Origin of the sequence: Meiothermus sp., assembly GCF_037443965.1 — a bacterium.
Lineage (GTDB): Bacteria > Deinococcota > Deinococci > Deinococcales > Thermaceae > Meiothermus.
On the sequence record NZ_JBBINI010000010.1, the window covers coordinates 91,892 to 108,328 of the forward strand.

At 61.1% G+C, this 16,437-nt stretch carries 16 protein-coding genes; 9 read left to right on the top strand and 7 right to left on the bottom strand.

The annotated features are described in order from the left end of the window. Nucleotides 1-52: 52 nt before the first annotated feature. A complete protein-coding gene (locus WKI89_RS07625; RefSeq protein WP_337868575.1) occupies nucleotides 53-385 on the bottom strand; it encodes a DUF190 domain-containing protein in 333 nt (110 codons plus the stop codon). Next, a complete protein-coding gene (gene crcB / locus WKI89_RS07630) occupies nucleotides 382-756 on the bottom strand; it encodes a fluoride efflux transporter CrcB (protein ID WP_337868576.1) in 375 nt (124 codons plus the stop codon). The genes WKI89_RS07625 and crcB overlap by 4 nt, the downstream gene beginning before the upstream one ends. Before the next feature lie 80 nt (nucleotides 757-836). Here crcB and WKI89_RS07635 point away from each other — a divergent pair, with 80 nt between their 5' ends. The 5 genes from WKI89_RS07635 to WKI89_RS07655 all read left to right on the top strand — a co-directional run bounded on the left by WKI89_RS07635 (nucleotide 837) and on the right by WKI89_RS07655 (nucleotide 5,451). Continuing rightward, the gene (locus WKI89_RS07635) at nucleotides 837-1,346 is read left to right on the top strand and encodes a DUF4384 domain-containing protein (protein WP_337868577.1); all 510 of its coding nucleotides are present in this window, start codon (nucleotides 837-839) and stop codon (nucleotides 1,344-1,346) included. After that, complete coding sequence (locus tag WKI89_RS07640; RefSeq protein WP_337868578.1) at nucleotides 1,343-2,509, top strand: hypothetical protein; 1,167 nt, start codon at nucleotides 1,343-1,345, stop codon at nucleotides 2,507-2,509. The genes WKI89_RS07635 and WKI89_RS07640 overlap by 4 nt, the downstream gene beginning before the upstream one ends. A gap of 78 nt (nucleotides 2,510-2,587) precedes the next feature. Continuing rightward, the gene (gene tgt / locus WKI89_RS07645; protein WP_337868579.1) at nucleotides 2,588-3,742 is read left to right on the top strand and encodes a tRNA guanosine(34) transglycosylase Tgt; all 1,155 of its coding nucleotides are present in this window, start codon (nucleotides 2,588-2,590) and stop codon (nucleotides 3,740-3,742) included. A gap of 308 nt (nucleotides 3,743-4,050) precedes the next feature. Next, on the top strand, nucleotides 4,051-4,287 hold the full coding sequence (locus tag WKI89_RS07650) for a hypothetical protein (RefSeq protein ID WP_337868580.1): 237 nt from the start codon (nucleotides 4,051-4,053) through the stop codon (nucleotides 4,285-4,287). A 117-nt stretch (nucleotides 4,288-4,404) separates the two neighbouring features. After that, the gene (locus tag WKI89_RS07655) at nucleotides 4,405-5,451 is read left to right on the top strand and encodes a hypothetical protein (RefSeq protein ID WP_337868581.1); all 1,047 of its coding nucleotides are present in this window, start codon (nucleotides 4,405-4,407) and stop codon (nucleotides 5,449-5,451) included. A gap of 264 nt (nucleotides 5,452-5,715) precedes the next feature. Here WKI89_RS07655 and WKI89_RS07660 read toward each other — a convergent pair whose 3' ends face one another. The 4 genes from WKI89_RS07660 to WKI89_RS07675 all read right to left on the bottom strand — a co-directional run bounded on the left by WKI89_RS07660 (nucleotide 5,716) and on the right by WKI89_RS07675 (nucleotide 9,064). Further along, nucleotides 5,716-6,852 (bottom strand): AI-2E family transporter, encoded by a 1,137-nt coding sequence (locus WKI89_RS07660; protein WP_337868582.1) that lies wholly within the window; start codon nucleotides 6,850-6,852, stop codon nucleotides 5,716-5,718. Between the two features lie 5 nt (nucleotides 6,853-6,857). Then, the gene (locus WKI89_RS07665) at nucleotides 6,858-7,967 is read right to left on the bottom strand and encodes an AI-2E family transporter (protein ID WP_337868583.1); all 1,110 of its coding nucleotides are present in this window, start codon (nucleotides 7,965-7,967) and stop codon (nucleotides 6,858-6,860) included. Nucleotides 7,968-7,989: 22 nt separating this feature from the next. Next, nucleotides 7,990-8,703 carry a M23 family metallopeptidase gene (locus tag WKI89_RS07670; protein WP_337868584.1) on the bottom strand — a complete coding sequence of 238 codons (714 nt, stop codon included), beginning with the start codon at nucleotides 8,701-8,703 and terminating at the stop codon, nucleotides 7,990-7,992. A gap of 64 nt (nucleotides 8,704-8,767) precedes the next feature. Further along, nucleotides 8,768-9,064: a L28 family ribosomal protein gene (locus WKI89_RS07675; protein ID WP_297562135.1), complete on the bottom strand. Its 297-nt coding sequence runs from the start codon at nucleotides 9,062-9,064 to the stop codon at nucleotides 8,768-8,770. A 103-nt stretch (nucleotides 9,065-9,167) separates the two neighbouring features. On the opposite strand from WKI89_RS07675, the gene lspA reads away from it, so the two are divergent. Next, nucleotides 9,168-9,656, top strand: a complete 489-nt coding sequence (gene lspA, locus WKI89_RS07680) for a signal peptidase II (RefSeq protein ID WP_337868585.1) — start codon at nucleotides 9,168-9,170, stop codon at nucleotides 9,654-9,656. Nucleotides 9,657-9,694: 38 nt separating this feature from the next. On the opposite strand, the gene WKI89_RS07685 is transcribed toward lspA, so the two are convergent. Then, on the bottom strand, nucleotides 9,695-11,428 hold the full coding sequence (locus WKI89_RS07685) for a VanW family protein (RefSeq protein ID WP_337868586.1): 1,734 nt from the start codon (nucleotides 11,426-11,428) through the stop codon (nucleotides 9,695-9,697). A gap of 234 nt (nucleotides 11,429-11,662) precedes the next feature. Between WKI89_RS07685 and WKI89_RS07690 the strand changes: the two genes are divergently transcribed. The 3 genes from WKI89_RS07690 (at nucleotide 11,663) to WKI89_RS07700 (ending at nucleotide 16,142) form a co-directional block, all read left to right on the top strand. Then, complete coding sequence (locus WKI89_RS07690; protein ID WP_337868587.1) at nucleotides 11,663-13,093, top strand: amidohydrolase; 1,431 nt, start codon at nucleotides 11,663-11,665, stop codon at nucleotides 13,091-13,093. A 71-nt stretch (nucleotides 13,094-13,164) separates the two neighbouring features. Continuing rightward, on the top strand, nucleotides 13,165-14,640 hold the full coding sequence (locus tag WKI89_RS07695; protein ID WP_337868588.1) for a glycoside hydrolase family 88 protein: 1,476 nt from the start codon (nucleotides 13,165-13,167) through the stop codon (nucleotides 14,638-14,640). Nucleotides 14,641-14,882: 242 nt separating this feature from the next. After that, entirely contained in the window at nucleotides 14,883-16,142 is a 1,260-nt protein-coding gene (locus WKI89_RS07700) for an extracellular solute-binding protein (RefSeq protein ID WP_337868589.1), read from the top strand. Nucleotides 16,143-16,437 lie beyond the last annotated feature (295 nt).

Here is a 16,437-nt window from a genome sequence, read left to right on the forward strand (position 1 = left end):
CGCAGCATAGCCGCAGGGCCCGGATGGCCGGGTAAGCGGGGGCACAAAACCCTCAGCGGGAGCGGTAGCGAATCACCTCGACCTTTTCCATGGTGATCAGGCCTTCTTTTACCATCTGGTCGAGGGTGGGCATAAAGGCCTGGATTTTCTCCTCGCTGTCCACCATCTCGATGCAGATGGGCAGGTCTTCGGATAGCTGGAGGATTTTGGCGGTGTGGATGCGGGAGTGGGCCCCAAAGCCCATGAAGCCCCGGAAAACAGTAGCACCGGCCAGGCCGGCTTTTTTGGCCTCGAGCACAATCGCTTCGTAAAGGGGCTGCCCCTGCCACTTATCCGACTCGCCCAGAAAAATTCGCACCAGCTTGGCTACACCCTGTAGTTTCATACCCACCTCCCGGCCCAGCGGTAGGCCAGCCAGACCAGCCCAAACCCCAGCACCACACTGCCAACCACGTACAAAAAGGCTTTGAACCACTCCCCCTGCTGCACCAGGGTCAGGGTCTCCCAGCTAAAGGTGGAGAAAGTGGTGTAGCCGCCCAGCATCCCCACCGCTAAAAACAGCCGCCACTCCGGGCTGAGGGCCCCCTCGAGGCTCAGGCGCAGCACCAGCCCAATCACGAAGCTGCCGGTGATGTTAATCAAAAAAGTGCTCCAGGGAAACCCCGGCCCCAAGAGGCCCTGCACCCAGGCTCCCAGCCCATAGCGCAGCATGGCCCCGATGGCCCCGCCCAGCATGACCAGCAGATAGCGCTCCACACTGCACAGTATCTTCCCTAAAGCCTGTCTTAATCCAGTCCTCTGAGATGTTCTCAGGAAGTAAGGGGTAGACTCTGGGGATGAGATTCCTGGGCCTTTCATTCGTCTTGCTGTTGCTCGTGGGCTGTGCGCCCCAGGTTGGAATAAGCGACAACCAGCGCCGTGAATGGGGCTTGCAGCCTATCATCGGCAACTTTGCCCCCGACCGGGGCGAGGGCGGTAAGTACAAGCTGCGCGAACGGGTGTTTTTTAGCTTTACCCTGAGCCAGCCGGGTTACGTAACCTTGGTTACCATGGACTCCGACACCACCACCGTGGTGCTCGAGCGCAACGTGCAGTTGCCCGCAGGCCGCCACACCTTCCCGCTGGCCACCGACCGCAACGCCCAGGGCCAGGCCACCTACCTGGTGGTGCCGCCGCTGGGGCCTTCGCGCTTCCGGCTCTTGTATACCAATACGCCCGCCACCAACCGGGAGTTGTTTAGGGGCAAACTCAGTAACGAGGAGTTCAACCGGCACACCCAGGCCTACCTGAGCGCTGCCCAAGTGCGCGATGTGGTCGAGACCTGGATGGAGGCGGTGCCACAATGAAAGCCCTCTTTTTGCTACCCCTGGCCGTGACCCTGTTGGTGGCTTGCGGCCCTACTGCACCCCAAAACAGCCTGGACTTGAAGCCCAATGCGGTGGTGCTGCCAGACGATGAGGTGGATTCGGCGACCGCTACCGACATGAATGTGCAAACCGATAAAGACCTAACCGCTGGTCAGATTGTTATCAGTGACGAGGGCGAAGGCTTGGTACGGAAAATTACCGAGGCAACACAAACGGGCGCAGGTGAGGTTAATGGTCAGGCGGTGCGAAAGTTCTACCTCAAAACCGAGAACGCAGCCCTCGAGGATGCCATTGCTTCGGGTGATGTGAGCCTCGAGACCGACCTGACCATCGGCGAGGCCAACATGGTGCAGGCCCTGGATGGCGTGAGCGTGCAAGACTTCACCGGACGCATTAACCTGACCAACGTCAAGTTTGATATTCCGGGGGTACCCGGCGCCAGCGTCACCCTCAACGGTTTTATTGAGCAAACCCTCAAACCCAATTTCAACCTCAAGTTCAGCAGCGGCAGCATCGAGGTGTTCAGGGCCGGGATGAGCGGTACCCTCAAGGCCCAGATCACCGCGACCATCCAGGCCAACGCCAGCTACAGCGCTTTCAACGTCAACCGCGAACTGGCCTCCTGGAACATCAAACGGGCTTTCCTGGTGGGCAGCGTGCCGGTGGTGGTGGTGTTGCAGCCCAAGCTGATTGCTGGAGTGAGCAGTGGGGCCAGTGGTAAGGTAACGGTGCAGGTGGGTATTGCGCCCACCTTCACCACCAACGTACAACTTGACTACAACCGCAGCCGTACCACCAACGGCGGGTGGAGCAACGCCTTCACCGCCAATTTTGCCCTCAACCCCACCTTCAACTACTCGGTTCCAGTGCAGGGCACGGGCAATGCCTTCGCGGGGCTGGCGATGGATATCAAGTTTTATGGCCTGGCTGGGCCCAGCCTCGAGGCCAAACCCTTCATCAACTTGACCCTGAACGGCAACAACGGCTCGGCAGCCCTCAAAACTGGCATCAACGGCAAAAGCAAGGTCGAGGCTGGCTTCAAAGTGCTGGGTAAGGGGCTCGAGACCAGCTACGACGGGCCCAGCATCGAGCAGGCCCGCAGCTTTAGCTGTCAGGCTCCCAGCACCTGCACGGCCAACTGAAGATAAAACCCTCTCCCTCGGCAATGGGTGGGGATAGGCGCGCTTGCACTTTGCGCCTTTAGGCCGCAAAATACCCAGGTGTTCGAGTTTGCCATTACCGCCCAGTCCGGCAGGGCCCGCACTGGGCTTTTTCACACCCCCCACGGCCTGGTGCAAACCCCGCTGTTCATGCCGGTCGGCACCCAGGGCAGCGTGAAGGGCCTCAGCCCGCGGGAGCTCAAAGAGATCGGCTCACAGATTGTTCTAAGCAACACCTACCACCTGCTGCTGCGGCCCGGCCCCGAGCGGGTGCGGGCCCTAGGTGGGCTGCATAAATTCGCCGCCTACGACGGCCCCTGGCTCACCGACTCGGGCGGTTTTCAGGTGATGAGCCTGGGCGACCTGCGCCAGATCAGCGAGCTGGGCGTTACTTTCCGCAGCCACCTTAACGGCGACCTGATCGAGCTAACCCCCGAGTACAGCATCCAGGTGCAGGAAGCCCTGGGGGCCGATATCATCATGGCCTTCGATGAGTGTCCGCCCCACCCGGCCAGCCCGGAATACCTCAAGGCCTCCATCGAGCGCACCCTGCGCTGGCTCGAGCGCTGCCTTAAAGCCAAAACCCGGCCCGACCAGGCGCTTTTTGCCATTGCCCAAGGCGGGGTTGACCTGAAATTGCGCCGCTTCAGCGCCGAGGCCACGGTGGCCTTCGATACCCCCGGTCTGGCCATTGGGGGGCTGGCCGTGGGGGAGCCCAAGGAGGGCATGTACCCGGCGGTAGAGCTTTCCACCCGGCTGCTGCTCGAGCACAAACCCCGCTACCTGATGGGGGTGGGCCACCCCGAGGACCTGGTGGCCTCGGTGGCCCTGGGGGTGGATATGTTCGACTGTGTCTACCCCACCCGCACCGGGCGCTTTGGCTATGCCCTGGTGCCCGAGGGGCGGCTGAACCTCAAGCTCTCGCGCTACCTCGACGACCCCCGCCCCATTGACCCCGCGTGCGACTGCTACGCCTGCACCCACTACAGCCGGGCCTACCTGGCCCACCTGGTGCGGGCCGAGGAGATGCTGGCCCCCCGCATGATCTCGCTGCACAACCTGCGCTACCTGCACCGCCTGATGGAGAGTGCCCGCACGGCCATCCAGTCCGGTAACTACGGCGAGTTTGCCCAGGACTTTGCCGGCCAACGCTTTGGACACCAGATTCCAGCGTGGTTTACCCGAGCCCTCGAGGAAGGTGGGCACTGGAACTAGGCCGGTTAGAGCAGACTTCACAGTGAAGGAGAGGCGGATTCTTGGCCCCATAAGGCTTTATCGGCTCGAACCCTTCACCTCTGACTACGTCCAACGCTGAAGGATTCGAGCGGAACCGTATTATCCCCGTTTGGCACGCTCTATTTTTGTGCTGCTGCCAGCCTCCAAACCATTAAGGTCATCTGCTGGAATATGTAACGCTTTTGTAACGCCCCTGGGTTTATGCTACAAACGGTGTGAACCGGTCATGCCGAGTTGCCTGCCCGGTGGCTTGCTCGCGAAGGTTCACCGGGAAGAAAGGGGGGTGTATGACCGAGAAAGCCCTACAGGCGCTCATCGAGCGGCACACTCCCAACCTGATGTCGCTGCCCAACGTGGTGGGTGTGGGGTGGGGGGAAGAGCAGGGCCGTCGGGTGGTGGTGGTGCTGGTAAGTCGCAAGCTGCCGCTCGAGGCTTTGCAACCGCACGAGCGAGTACCCAAGAACCTCGAGGGGGTGCCGGTGCGGGTGCGCGAAGCAGGTTCGCTCGAGGCGCAAAAAAAGTAAAAAAGTAGGGTTTGCCGGTATGTGCAGTGTCGAGGCCATCGGCGTTAGGTCACCTCTAAACAATTCGCATTTCTTCAATATCACAGGGGTACATTTCCCAAATTGCAGGGGGTTTGAATGCCAATTAACGAAGCCAAAGCCATGCTTTCGGCCAGTGCCCAGGCCGAGGCAGAGAAGGCCAAACTGGCCTCTGAGGGCAATTTTCTTGCTCCCGAGGCCATGCGCTCCAACGTGCGTGGGATGGGCGTGGGTGTCAAGTGGAAGAACGGCGAGCCTACCGGTGAACCGGCCCTGGTGGTGCTGGTTAGCCAGAAGCTGGATCGGAGCCAGCTCAGCCGGGCCGACCTGATCCCGGCCAAACTGGGGGATATGCAAACCGATGTACTGGCTATCGGTGAGGTGTTTGCGGGGAATGCCGAAGAGCCGGGGGTTCAGACCCTGACGCGGCGGGTACGGCCCGCTGAGGGTGGGTACAGTGTGGGCCACTTTAAGGTTACTGCCGGTACAATGGCCACAGCGGTCTACGATTTGCTGCCGGGCGCTACCGTGAGCCCGCCCGCCCACGGCTTAGGTATTCCACCCCGCTTTTACATCCTCAGCAACAACCATGTGCTGGCCAACTCCAACGATGCCAGTCTGGGTGATCCCATCCTGCAGCCGGGGGTCTTCGATGGGGGTACCCTACCGGGGGATCTCATTGCCCGTCTCAGCCGTTTCGTTCCCATTACCTTCGAGCCCCCGGTGCCCAGAGAGCGCCACAGAAACCTGGTGGACGCAGCCGTCGCCGAGGGTCAGTTCCACGATCTCGACCGGGAAATTTACTGGAACGGCTATGTGCAAGGCTGGCAGCCCCGCTCTAAGACCCTGGTGGGGCAGCGGATCAAGAAAACCGGCCGTACCACCAACATGACCACCGGCCGTATTACAGTGCTGGGGGCCACGGTAGACGTCAACTATGGCGCCGGACGGGTTGCACGGTTCATTGACCAGATCGTGACCACCAATATCTCGGCGCCGGGTGATTCGGGCTCGCTGGTACTCAGCGAACGGGGTAACCTGGCCCTTGGGCTCTTGTTTGCTGGCTCCTCGGTGGCAACAATTGTTAACCACTTCGAGCACGTGCGTTCGTTGCTGCGCATAGAAGTGGCCGAAGGCATCGGCTGATATTTGACCAATCGTGTGGGGAGCGCATTTAGCGCTCCCCCTTTTTTGGCTTGTGCCGGACTCTAAAAGACCTTCATCCGGCAAAAGATGTCCTAAAATACGCACTCCGGCAGTATCGTTCACTTTTGAAAGCCTAAACGACACTGCCGGACAGCACTCCTACGCCCTTTGGTCGGCCTGAACCCCTAACCTTTGATTACACCCAAAGGTGAAGGGTTCAAGCAGAACCGGTATTACAGCAGAATCGGCGTTGTTGCCGTAGCTCTAGCCCTCCCGGTAAAAACGGCTATTCAGGTAGTAGTCGGTATATAAGATTTTGAAAAAGGCCACCAGCGGCACCACCAGCAAAGCTCCGGCCACCCCAAACAGCGAGGCCCCAATCAACACCGCGGCAATGCCTGTGACCGGGTGCAGGCTGGTGGTGCGGCCCATGATGATCGGCCAGGCTACCCCTTGAATCTGGTTGCAGACCCACAGCACCAAGGCTACCACCGCAAAAGCCAGCCAGCCCAGCGGCAAGGCCAGCAGCAGGGCCGGTATGGCCGAGATGATCACCCCCAGCACCGGTACAAAGCTAAAAATAAAGGCCAGAAAACCCAGCGACATGGCCTGGGTGAGCACCCCCACCCCAAAGCCCTGGAAAGCCCCGAACGATAGGTACATGGCCAGGCCGATGAGCACCCCGTTGAACAAGGCGCCCAGCAGGGTGCCCCGCACATACCCTCCAAAGGCGGCATCGGCCTTTTGGGCCAGCTCCTGCACCCTGGGCTGGTAGGGCAGCGGAACCGCACGGAACAGCGCCGCCCCCACGCGGGGCAGGTCGTAGAGCAGGTAAATCGAGATAGTAATGACCGTCAGGAGCTGGAAGGCACCGCCCAACAGCCCTGTGAAAAAACCCAGCAGGTTGCCCCCCTGCGCCAGCAGGCTTTGCAGGCCGCGCAGCAAGGTCTGGGTGAAGGCTTGCAGCAGGGTTTGCAGGTTCAGGGTGGCCTGGTTGAGGGCCTCGAGCAAAACCGGCGGCAGCTCAATCTGCCCAATCTGGTCAGGCAGGCCCCGCGCCCAGCCCACCAGCGGCTCTACCAGGCTGGGCAGGTTGTTGATAAAGCGGGCGAGCTGCGTGGTCATGCCGGCCAGCAGCACCGTGGCCAGTCCCAGGAAAAAGAGCATACCCACAAACACCACCACCACGCCCAAAGCCCGCGTCAGGCGGCGTTGCTCAAACCAGCGCACCACCGGGCTTGCCAAATACGAAAACACAAAAGCCGCCGAAACGATCCCGATGGCCGTGCGCGCACCATTCAGCACCCAGCTCAGCAGCCAAAAAACCAGCCCCGCCAGCAGCAAATACACTGCGAGGCGTATCCAAGGGTTCTGCCAGGCCCAGCTCAGCGTTGCGCTCATACCCTTTACCCCTCGCGGTAGAACCGACTGTTCAAGTAAAACTCGACATAGAGCACCTTGAAAAAGGCCAGCAGCGGAACCGCCACCAGAGCACCCACCAGCCCGTAGAGGCTCGAGCCCACCAGAATAGCCCCAATCACGCTCACCGGGTGCAGGCTGGTGGCCTGCCCCAGGATGCGCGGGCTCAGGACATGGGCCTCCACCTGGTTGGCCACCACCACCACCCCCAGGACCGCCACCACCTGCGGCCAGCCCACCGTGAGGGCCAGGAGCATCGCCGGAACCGTTGAGACAATCACCCCGGCAAACGGAATCAGGTTGAATACCGCCGCCAGGAACCCCAACGACCCTGCCAGCGGCACCCCAAACAGCCACAGGCCCAACGTCACAATCAGGCCTACCCCAGCCGCAACCATTAGCTGCCCCCGCACATAGCCCCCCACCGCCCGATCCAGCTTGGCTGCGATATCGGCGGCGAAGGGCTGGTACGGCAAGGGAACCGCCTGGAAAAGGGTCTTGGAGATTTGCGGCAGGTCGTAGAGCAGATAAATCGAGATGATGAGCGCCGCGAAAAGCTGAAGCACGCCCCCCACCAGGGAGGCAAAGAACCCCACCAGGTTGCCCCCCTGGGCTAGCAAGGCCTGCAACCCCTGCAAAAGGGTCTGGGTGAAGCCCTCGAGCAAGGTCTGCAAACCCTGGGCTGCCTGGGCAAAGGCCCCTTCCAGGGCCGGGGGTATCTCAATCTGCCCCACGCGCGAGGGCAGGTTCTCGACCCAGGTTAGCAAGGGGGTCAGGATGCGGGGAAGTTCGGTCACGTAGCGGGCCAGCACGTTCACCATGTCGGCAATCAGAAACGAGGCCAGCCCCAAGAACAACCCCAGCCCCAGATACACCAAGAGCACCCCCACAAAACGCGGTATCCTACGTTTTTCCAAAGCCCGCACAATGGGCGAAGTCAGATAGGCAAAAAGAAAGGCCAGAAAAAGCGTGACCAAAGCCCCCCTGGTCCCTCCGAAGACCATCCCCAGAAGCTGTAGGATTAGGTAGACCAGAACCGCATAAACTGCAATTCGCACCCACAGCAGCTTCCAGATTTCGGCCAGGTCGCGGCGCATGGGGATTAAGATACCCTACTCACTAGGGAAGACCGAACTCGAGCTTGGCCCTGGCCCGCACTGCCTCGGGCGCTAGACCCTGACCAAAGTATTTGTCCCGGTCGGGCTCACCATCCCACAGCTCAAACAAGAGCCGCGCGCCTTCACCCCTGCCGCGCAGGGCCGCCTCGGTGCCGCTGTTGCCCACCCGCCCAATCCACTGCCCTTTGTAGACCTTGCTGCCTGTTTTTAGTCCGGGGGCAATATCGGAAAGGTGGGCGTATACGGTGGTAAACCCACCCGGGTGGCGAATCCAGACCTCGCGCCCCCGCAGTTTGTCCATCTGCTCGGGGCTGGCTCCCTTGGCCACCGCCCGAATCAGGGCTTCGAACTCGGCGCGGGTCAACTCTTTGTAGCTGGTCTCGGCTTTGACAACCTCGCCGCCGGCTGCTGCCACCACTCCCATGCCAAAGCGCACCGGTACACAGGCATCCTCGTTGATAAACACAAAACCGGGGCTGGTGCCCTTGCGGTACTCGCGGGGGGCGCCGGGCAGGTTGGCATCGCTTTTGGGCAGGCAGGCGCCGGGCAAGGGCAGCGTGAAGCCCTCGGGGCCTTGCTCGAGGCTCTGCTTGAGTTTGGCAATTTCCGACTGCAACCCCGCAATCTGCCGGCGGGCACCGGATAGCTGCGCGCTCTGCCACAAAGCCAGAAGGGTCACCAGAGCGAGCACAATCCAGCCGGGCTTGATCGGCATGGGCCTATTTTATGCCAAAAGCAAAGAGACACAGCGGGCTGTGTCTCTAGCTGTGGTGGGTTGCTTAGAGCAGGCTCAGCAGGCGGGCTTTGATCTGCTTGGCGGTGAGGCCCTCGAGCTTCATGCCCTTGGAGCGCTCCACCAGCTCGTAGACCTTGTGGGCGTGGCTGTTGGCGACCCGGAAGGTGATGGCCTGCCCGGCAACCGTTACGGTTACTTTGCGCAGGTTGGGCTCTTGCCAGTGCTTGGTGTAGCCGGTAATCTTCTTACCCACCCCACCTTCCCGTTTGGCCTTACCACGGGTAATGATGCTGTAGGCCACCGTGGGGCGCTTGCCGCTAATCTCGCAAATCTTCGACATTGCAGGACTCCTAACTGCCAACGCAAGGGACTGCCCCTTGCTTCAGGGCAACGGCAACGAGTATAGCATACCCTCACGTAGCCGTGCTAGACTTCCCAGCGGTATGAATATCGCCACCTGGCTGGTTCCCGCCCTGCTGGTCGCCGATCAGGCCATCAAACTCGTGGTGTTGTGGGCGGTGGGGCCCCGCATTTTCGACGAAAGGGTGGGTGCTATATTCCTGACCAATCTGTTCTGGATTGTAGATGCCACCTTCATCAAAAACACCGGTGCGGCCTTTGGCATCTTCCAGGGCGGTGCTCGCATTCTGGTCTGGGTCAGCCTAGCGGTGGGCATTGGGATTCTGCTCTATCTGAGCATGAATTATCGGCGGGTATCGCTGCTGGGACAGGTCGCCTTTTCCCTGATTGCGGCGGGGGCGCTGGGCAACGCCATAGACCGGCTGGGCCATGGCTGGGTGGTGGACTACGTGGACATCAACCGCACCGGGCTGGCCATTCTGGACAACTTCCCCATCTGGAACCTGGCCGATGCTTGCGTGGTGGTGGGCGTTGTTCTGCTGCTGCTGCCCCAGCGCAGGCGGCGTTTTTAGGCCGGTTAGACGGTGGTCTAGTTTCTGCTTGGCGAAGGCTACCTCGAGGCCACTTCGTCGGATGGAACCGCAGGCTGTGGCCCTACCTGATACACCGCGCGCCAGGGGCGGAAGTTGGAGTTGAGCACATCCACATCTACCTTCCCGTTGGGGCGGGTGATGCTGCGGGTGATGCGGGTACGGAAGCCATCCACCGCCCAGTCCACCTGCTTGACCTGACCGGGGCGCAGGCTGGGTTCTACGATGTACTGCGGCGGCGGGTGTGGGGTGCGGGAGAGAATGACCGGTTTGGAAACCTCTACCTTTCGCCCGTCGGGAATGCCATAGATGCGTACGGTATGGGTGGTGCGGGTGACCGTGCTGCGAACCACCAAAGGGCCGGGGGTATCGTTGCGGGCCCGCAGGTTCAGGTAGGGTTGGTAGACCGCCGCATCGAAGCCCACGATGTTGTCGTACCAGCGCACCCGGTAGGCGTGCTGGTTGCGCTCGAGGATGGGCAGCCCGGCCTGGTACAGAGCCCGGAAGGCCGTGGTGGAGACCTGGCAGACCCCACCCCCCACCCCCTTGACGGTGCGGCCTTCGGAGATGACCAGAGCCTCCTTGAAGCCATTCTCCGGGCTGATGCTGCCAATGGCATCGTTGAAACTGAAAACCCCACCGGCAGCTACGATATAGCCATCCAGGTTGCGGGCCGCCGCATGAACATTGGCGATGCGCTCGGGGGCGGAACCGCTGTAGTAGGTGGTGGCCTCGGCCAGGAGTTGCAGATCTTCGGCCTTGGGCAGGTCGGCGGCCCGTACCCGTGCGGCTTTGGGGACTACGGTTAGGCGCAGCTCGCTCAGGTCTGGGCGCAACAGCTCGAGCTCCAGCCGCTTCAGGGTTTCGGGCTGGTTGAGCTTCCAGCCCTCCACCTCGGGGCGCACGGTAAGCTGTCCGTCCTGGTCTACGACGTACCGGGCATCCACCGGCAGGCGATCGAACTGCTGGGCCATCTGGGCCAGTGTTTTGCCCAGGGCCGCCCTATTGACCCGGACTTCTTCCTGCACGCTGAGGAGTGCGGCCACCTCGTTTACCTGCAAGGTGCGTTTGCGAACTTGTCCGCCCCCAGCCAGCCTGGTTTCGGCATACACCAGGGTAACGGGCCGCAGGAGTTCGTTGGCTTTGCGGGCCACGGGCTCGAGCATGGCGGCGGTAACGCGGGGGGTGATGGTTTTGGGGAAGAACTCGAGCACGGTCTGCTCGGGATATTTGATATAGGTCTCGATGGCAGACTGAATGTCCAGCTTCAAACCGGCCTTTTCGGGTGTGACGGTGTACTGCCCGTCCTTGAACACCACCCTGGCGTTGATGGGGGGGTACTCGAGGGACTGCGCGATTGCTTGCAACCGCTTTTCCAGCGCACCTGGGTCTACGCTGGGAACCAAAGGAATTTGGACCTGTCCGCGCAGGGCGGCCATCCGCTCGGTCAAACGGTTGCGGCCTATCGCAAAGGCGCGCTCGGCGGTGGCCCTGGCGTCGGGCTTCCAGCCCAGCTCGCTGGCCGAGACCTCGAGGGCTTTGTCCCCCGCCTTGAGGGTGAGCCGGGGTGGGGCGATGTTTTGTGTTTCTGCGGCAATTTTGGCGGTGGCCTCCTCCAGGGTCAGGCTCCCAACCTTGACCCCGGCGGCCTCGACGCCCGCAAACACCCGGTTGTGGTGGTAGCGCTCGAATCCAGCCCAGCCCAATACCAACCCGGTAAAAATGCCCAAGCCAATCAGTAAGCCCCGCTTCATCAGATTATGAGTATAGCCGCTGGATGTTGGCTGGATATGAAGGGAATAACCCAATCGGTAGGGGAGCGCCTTAATAATGAAGGAGCCTTTTGGCAGCCTAGCTTGCGCCTCGTCGGCTTTGCACCCTGCACGCCACAGGCGTTTTATCCGAGACAATGTTTGCTGCGTGTGGGGTTGGCAGCCGCGCCGGACGCCTGCTTGAGCGACCATCCAAAGCGGGATAGGATGCCTCCCATGTTGCTCTACGGGCGCGTTGAAACTATGACCGAGGCCCAGGTGGTAGAGGCGGCGTACCTGGAAGGCGACCGCATCGCCGATATGGGCAGCCTGCAAGACCTGAGCGCGCGGTATCCCGGTGCTAAAAAGCAATTTTTCGAGCAGATCACCCCCGGTCTGCACGAAGCCCACGCCCACCCGCAGATGTGGGGGCTGCAACTCGACAGCCTGGATCTGGAGGGGCTGACCGACCCCCAGGCGGTGGCGCAGCAGGTGGCTGAGAAGGCCCGCACCCTGCCTCCCGGCGGCTGGATTCGCGGCGGGGGCTATCTTTTTCGGGCCTATCCCACCCGCGAGCTGCTGGATGTGGTGGCCCCCCATCACCCGGTATTTTTGCAAAGCCGCGACCGGCACTCGGCCTGGGTGAACACCAAAGCCCTCGAGCAGGCCGGTATTACCGCCCAGACCCCCGACCCGCCCGGTGGGGTTCTGGTGCGCGATGCCCAGGGCCAGCCCACCGGCTACCTGCTGGAAGCCGCCCAGGAGCTTGTGCAGCAGGTGATGCCCAAGCCCGGCCTGGCCGAACTCGAGCGCGGCCTCCATGACCTGGCCCGCCGGGGCTACACCGCCGTGCATCATATGGGCTGGTGCCACTTTAGCCTGGCCGAACAACTGGCAGAATCAGGCCGGCTGCCGGTGCGGTTGTGGTGGGCCCTGGACCGCGACCACTGGCGGGAAGCCCGGCCCGGCTGGCGGGGCGACAGCCTGGAGATTGCCGCGGTCAAGTTTTTTGCCGATGGGGCCCTGGGCAGCCGCACGGCCTGGATGATCGAGCCCTACCCCGACGGCTCGCATGGGCTGGCGCTCGATGCCCTCGAGCTCATCCTGAGCGAAGGGCGGGCAGCTCTCGAGGCCGGCCTGGGCCTGGTGGTGCACGCCATCGGAACCCGGGCGGTGCAGGGGGTGTTGGAGGTGTTTCATCAACTGCAACCCAGCTCCAGGCGCATCTTTCGGCTCGAGCACGCCCAGCACGTGCGCGATGCCGAGCTGGCCCGGTTGCCCGGCCTCCACCTGGCCCTCTCTATGCAGCCCATGCATCTTTTGGGCGACGCCGAGCTGGTGCGGTTTCACCTGAAGGGCCACGAACACGAGGCCTTCCGCCTGCGCGACCTCTGGAACACCGGCCTGCCCATGGCCTTTGGCTCGGATGCCCCGGTGATGAAGCCGCTCTACGAGCTGAACCTCCAGGCCGCCACCCAGCACCCCCTGACCCCGGCCCAGAGCCTGACCCCGGCCGAGGTTCTGTGGGCCCATACCAGGGGGGCGGCGCTGGCGGCGGGCTGGCCCCAGCACGGTCAGATTCGCCCAGAGGCCCCCGCCGACCTGACCCTGTGGGAAAACGGGCGTCCTGTTGGGCGGGTGTTTAGGGGCGGCCTCGAGTTGTATTAGCACAGGAAACCCGAAAGCCAACCGCTGGGAGTCGGCCTGTTGCCAAGTGGGTGTCGCATAGACTGATACAGATGTTCCCAACACACATTCAACCCGAACTGAAGGCCCAGGAAACCGCTGCACAGGCAGAGGCCGCACAGCTCGAGAACCCTGCCTTGGGTCTGCAAGCCATCCAACTGGGTGAACAGCCCGTCCAGCTTCGCTTTGCCAAACCCAGCGTAAGCGGAGCTGCGCGGCCCCTGCTACGCTTGGTCAACTCAAAAGATTGTCGCCGCACGGCCCTCATCCGCGTTTTTTATCAAGACCGGTTGGTGAGGCAACTGGATGTGCGAATTCCTGCTCAGTGGGCGAGTTTTATCCTGGATCTAACCAAGGTACTGGGGCAGAACGCAGATGCCTGGCCTGAGGTATTGGAACTGGCAATAGCGGCCCAGGAAAACCCAGTGGGCTTGGTGGAATCGCTGCAGCCGGGGCCGTTGCCAAAGCTGTTGGTGGGGGGTGGACAGCAGTTTGTGCCCACCAGTGCGTGGGTGGCGGTACCGGTGGGGGCGGTTTCTCCGCTGCAGAGGATGCTGGGCGACTTTCTACACTCCAGAGCTGCAACCGACTATCTGGGATGGATGATTGGCTGTACCACCACCGGTCTCAGCGACCTATACCGGGCTACTGGAAACGAGTCGTATAGGCAGGCCCTGCAGCGGATGCTGGCCGGCGTTGGGGAAGGATTGCCGTTGGAAGGGATGAAGCGCAGGGGAGAGGGAACCGTTGAAGAACCCGGCTATATTGACTTGCTGAATCAGCGATTGGAATCCTTTGCGCCGGTGGCTGCCTTGGCGCATCTGCAGCGGACCCAGCCCACGCCTGAACGGGCAGGGGTTTTGCGTATTTTGGGCCAGAGAATGATAGAAACTGCTCGTATCACACGCGACTTTCTCACCAGCGAGGGTTGCTTTACCCTGGCTTTTCCCCTGGCCGCTACAGCGACGGCGCTTGATGAAACCGACTGGTTCGATATCGCCTGGCAAGAGTGTGCCAGACGTTGGGATTTTCTGTGGCGGGGTGCGCAGGTGATCCAAAGGGCCTATAGCGATGGGCGGGTAGCTATGGTCAATTGGGCTAGAGGAACCGCCTGGCTGGTGCTAGGGACTGCCCAGGTTGTTCTGCAACTGCCCCCTGAACACCCAGGTCGGGATGAGTTGATTTCTAGGCTGGTTCGCATTACCCCCCTGCTGCTCCAGCGCCAGCAGCCCGATGGCCTATGGCCGGTCTTTACCGACCGACCCGACCTCCCTGCCGAGACCTCGGGCTCCGCAGGTATCGCGGCGGGATTGGCCCTGGGAGCCAAGGCGGGTTGGTTGGGCGGTGAGGCTTTGCAAGCAGCTCAGCGCTGTGGGGAAGCGCTCGAAAGCTTTATCGAGCCCGATGGTTGCCTGGGTGGTGTGAGCCAGCATAATCCAGCAGGTGAAGTTGCCCTGCAGGAACGTTACCGCATCCGCGCTGCCTGGGGGGTGGGTTTATATGCCCAGTTGATAGCTGCTCTTGTGTGAGATGAGAACCCTAACAGCCCCATTGGAAATGCGCTCTGGAGCGCTATTGTTCCGCATCGCGCTTTTCGCTCGCGTTTTGCCTACGCTCATCGCGGTTCCGAGCTGGACACCCTATCGCCAAGAGCCCTAGCTTTGGCACGTAGACCACTTGAATACCAAAAATACTTTGCCTTATACTAACCTAGACCAAAAATGTTTAGGGTCGTGGGAAACCGTTGGAGTTCCCACAAGGAGGCAAAGGTATGATGAAGACGACGGTCTTGCGGATGATCTTGTTGGGTATGCTGCTTTTACTGGGGGCAGCTTTTGCCCAGCAAACCACCCTCACTTTTTGGAGCTGGCGGGTCGAAGACCGCGAGTTCTATAACGATATCGCCAAGCAGTTCGAAGCCCGAACTGGTATTCGGGTGGTTTATACTCCCTACAACAACCTCGAGTACAACACCATTCTTTCCTCGGCTTTGGCTGCCGGGACAGGCCCTGACATTATCCATACCCGCGCTTACGGTGGCCTAGCCCAACTGGCCGATGCGGGTTACCTGCTGCCTATCACCAACCAGCAGGTGCCCAACCTGGCCCGCTTCCCTGCTACTTTGCTCAACGCAGCGCGGGGTTTCCGCGATGACACCCGCCGTCGTATTTACGGGGTTCCCTTCGCTACCCAGAGTCTAGGCTTCTTTTATAACAAAGACCTCTTGGCACGTGCGGGCATCCGCGAAATTCCCGATAACTGGCCCGACTTCAAAGCCATGCTGGCCCGCATTAAAGCGGCTGGAATTATCCCTCTGGCCAACGGCCCCAAGGATGGTATCAGCCTCGAGCAGATCTTCGGCGTAATTGGCCCCAACTTCTATGGTGGCTCCGACTACTTCCGGGCGGTCACGGCTGGGCAAAAGACCTTCGTGGACGAGGGCTTCATCCGGGCACTAGAAGAAACCGCCGCGATGCGTGAATTCATGCCGCCTAACTTCGCCGGTATCGGCTACCCCGAAGGCCGTACCCTCTTTACCAACGGTGGCGCGGCTTTCTTTGTAACGGGTGGCTTCGACATCGCCTATTTCCGCGATAACAACCCCCGCCTCAATTTCGGCTTCGTGCCGGCTCCCCCCCTGCGGCGTGGCGAGCGCACCTGGGTTTCGACCTTTGCAGATGGTAACTACTCCATCAACGCCAAGACCCGCAACCCCGAGGCGGCCATCCGCTTCCTCAACTTCCTCTCGACCCAGGAGTTTGGCCAGCAGTTCACCGAAAAACTTTCACAGGCTTCTGCCGTGCCAGGCACTAAAGCCAAAGACCCCATTCTTCAGGAAGTGATTGACTACACCAATAGCTACGGCACCCCCTACCTGACCCTGGTGGGCTTCCGCTATGCAGCACCGACCGGCACCGAATTGATGCGTTCAGGTATCCAGCGGATGATTCTGGGTCAGGCCACCGGTCGCCAGATTGCCGAAGAAATGACCAAAGGTGTGGCCACCTGGTTCAAGCCATTCCAGCGATAGCCAATAGCCTATAGCCGATGGCTGATAGCTGGAAAAGCTCTCAGTTATAGGCTATTGGTAGCTTTGCCCACAATAGAAATTTGCGAGGCCGATTGGCGAAATACGCTTACAGGACTTACATTGGCTTGGTTTATGACCTACCTCTCAGCCCGGCGTAAATTTCTGATGCCTTCGTGTGCTACTTGACCTACCCCAGGGGATGTAAAAAAGAGGGGGTGCTATGGAAACCCACAGAGAGCACCCCCTGTACTATCTTGACGCAGAAACCCTCCTGGTGGCTACCTACGTCTGGGTG

What these genes read in the sequence shown, in the direction of transcription:
- WKI89_RS07625 (WP_337868575.1), bottom strand. Translation starts at nt 385, where the DNA reads ATGAAACTACAGGGTGTAGCCAAGCTGGTGCGAATTTTTCTGGGCGAG.
- WKI89_RS07635 (WP_337868577.1), top strand. Translation starts at nt 837, where the DNA reads ATGAGATTCCTGGGCCTTTCATTCGTCTTGCTGTTGCTCGTGGGCTGT.
- WKI89_RS07640 (WP_337868578.1), top strand. Translation starts at nt 1,343, where the DNA reads ATGAAAGCCCTCTTTTTGCTACCCCTGGCCGTGACCCTGTTGGTGGCT.
- WKI89_RS07650 (WP_337868580.1), top strand. Translation starts at nt 4,051, where the DNA reads ATGACCGAGAAAGCCCTACAGGCGCTCATCGAGCGGCACACTCCCAAC.
- WKI89_RS07655 (WP_337868581.1), top strand. Translation starts at nt 4,405, where the DNA reads ATGCCAATTAACGAAGCCAAAGCCATGCTTTCGGCCAGTGCCCAGGCC.
- WKI89_RS07660 (WP_337868582.1), bottom strand. Translation starts at nt 6,852, where the DNA reads ATGAGCGCAACGCTGAGCTGGGCCTGGCAGAACCCTTGGATACGCCTC.
- WKI89_RS07665 (WP_337868583.1), bottom strand. Translation starts at nt 7,967, where the DNA reads ATGCGCCGCGACCTGGCCGAAATCTGGAAGCTGCTGTGGGTGCGAATT.
- WKI89_RS07670 (WP_337868584.1), bottom strand. Translation starts at nt 8,703, where the DNA reads ATGCCGATCAAGCCCGGCTGGATTGTGCTCGCTCTGGTGACCCTTCTG.
- WKI89_RS07675 (WP_297562135.1), bottom strand. Translation starts at nt 9,064, where the DNA reads ATGTCGAAGATTTGCGAGATTAGCGGCAAGCGCCCCACGGTGGCCTAC.
- lspA (WP_337868585.1), top strand. Translation starts at nt 9,168, where the DNA reads ATGAATATCGCCACCTGGCTGGTTCCCGCCCTGCTGGTCGCCGATCAG.
- WKI89_RS07685 (WP_337868586.1), bottom strand. Translation starts at nt 11,428, where the DNA reads ATGAAGCGGGGCTTACTGATTGGCTTGGGCATTTTTACCGGGTTGGTA.
- WKI89_RS07690 (WP_337868587.1), top strand. Translation starts at nt 11,663, where the DNA reads ATGTTGCTCTACGGGCGCGTTGAAACTATGACCGAGGCCCAGGTGGTA.
- WKI89_RS07695 (WP_337868588.1), top strand. Translation starts at nt 13,165, where the DNA reads ATGTTCCCAACACACATTCAACCCGAACTGAAGGCCCAGGAAACCGCT.
- WKI89_RS07700 (WP_337868589.1), top strand. Translation starts at nt 14,883, where the DNA reads ATGATGAAGACGACGGTCTTGCGGATGATCTTGTTGGGTATGCTGCTT.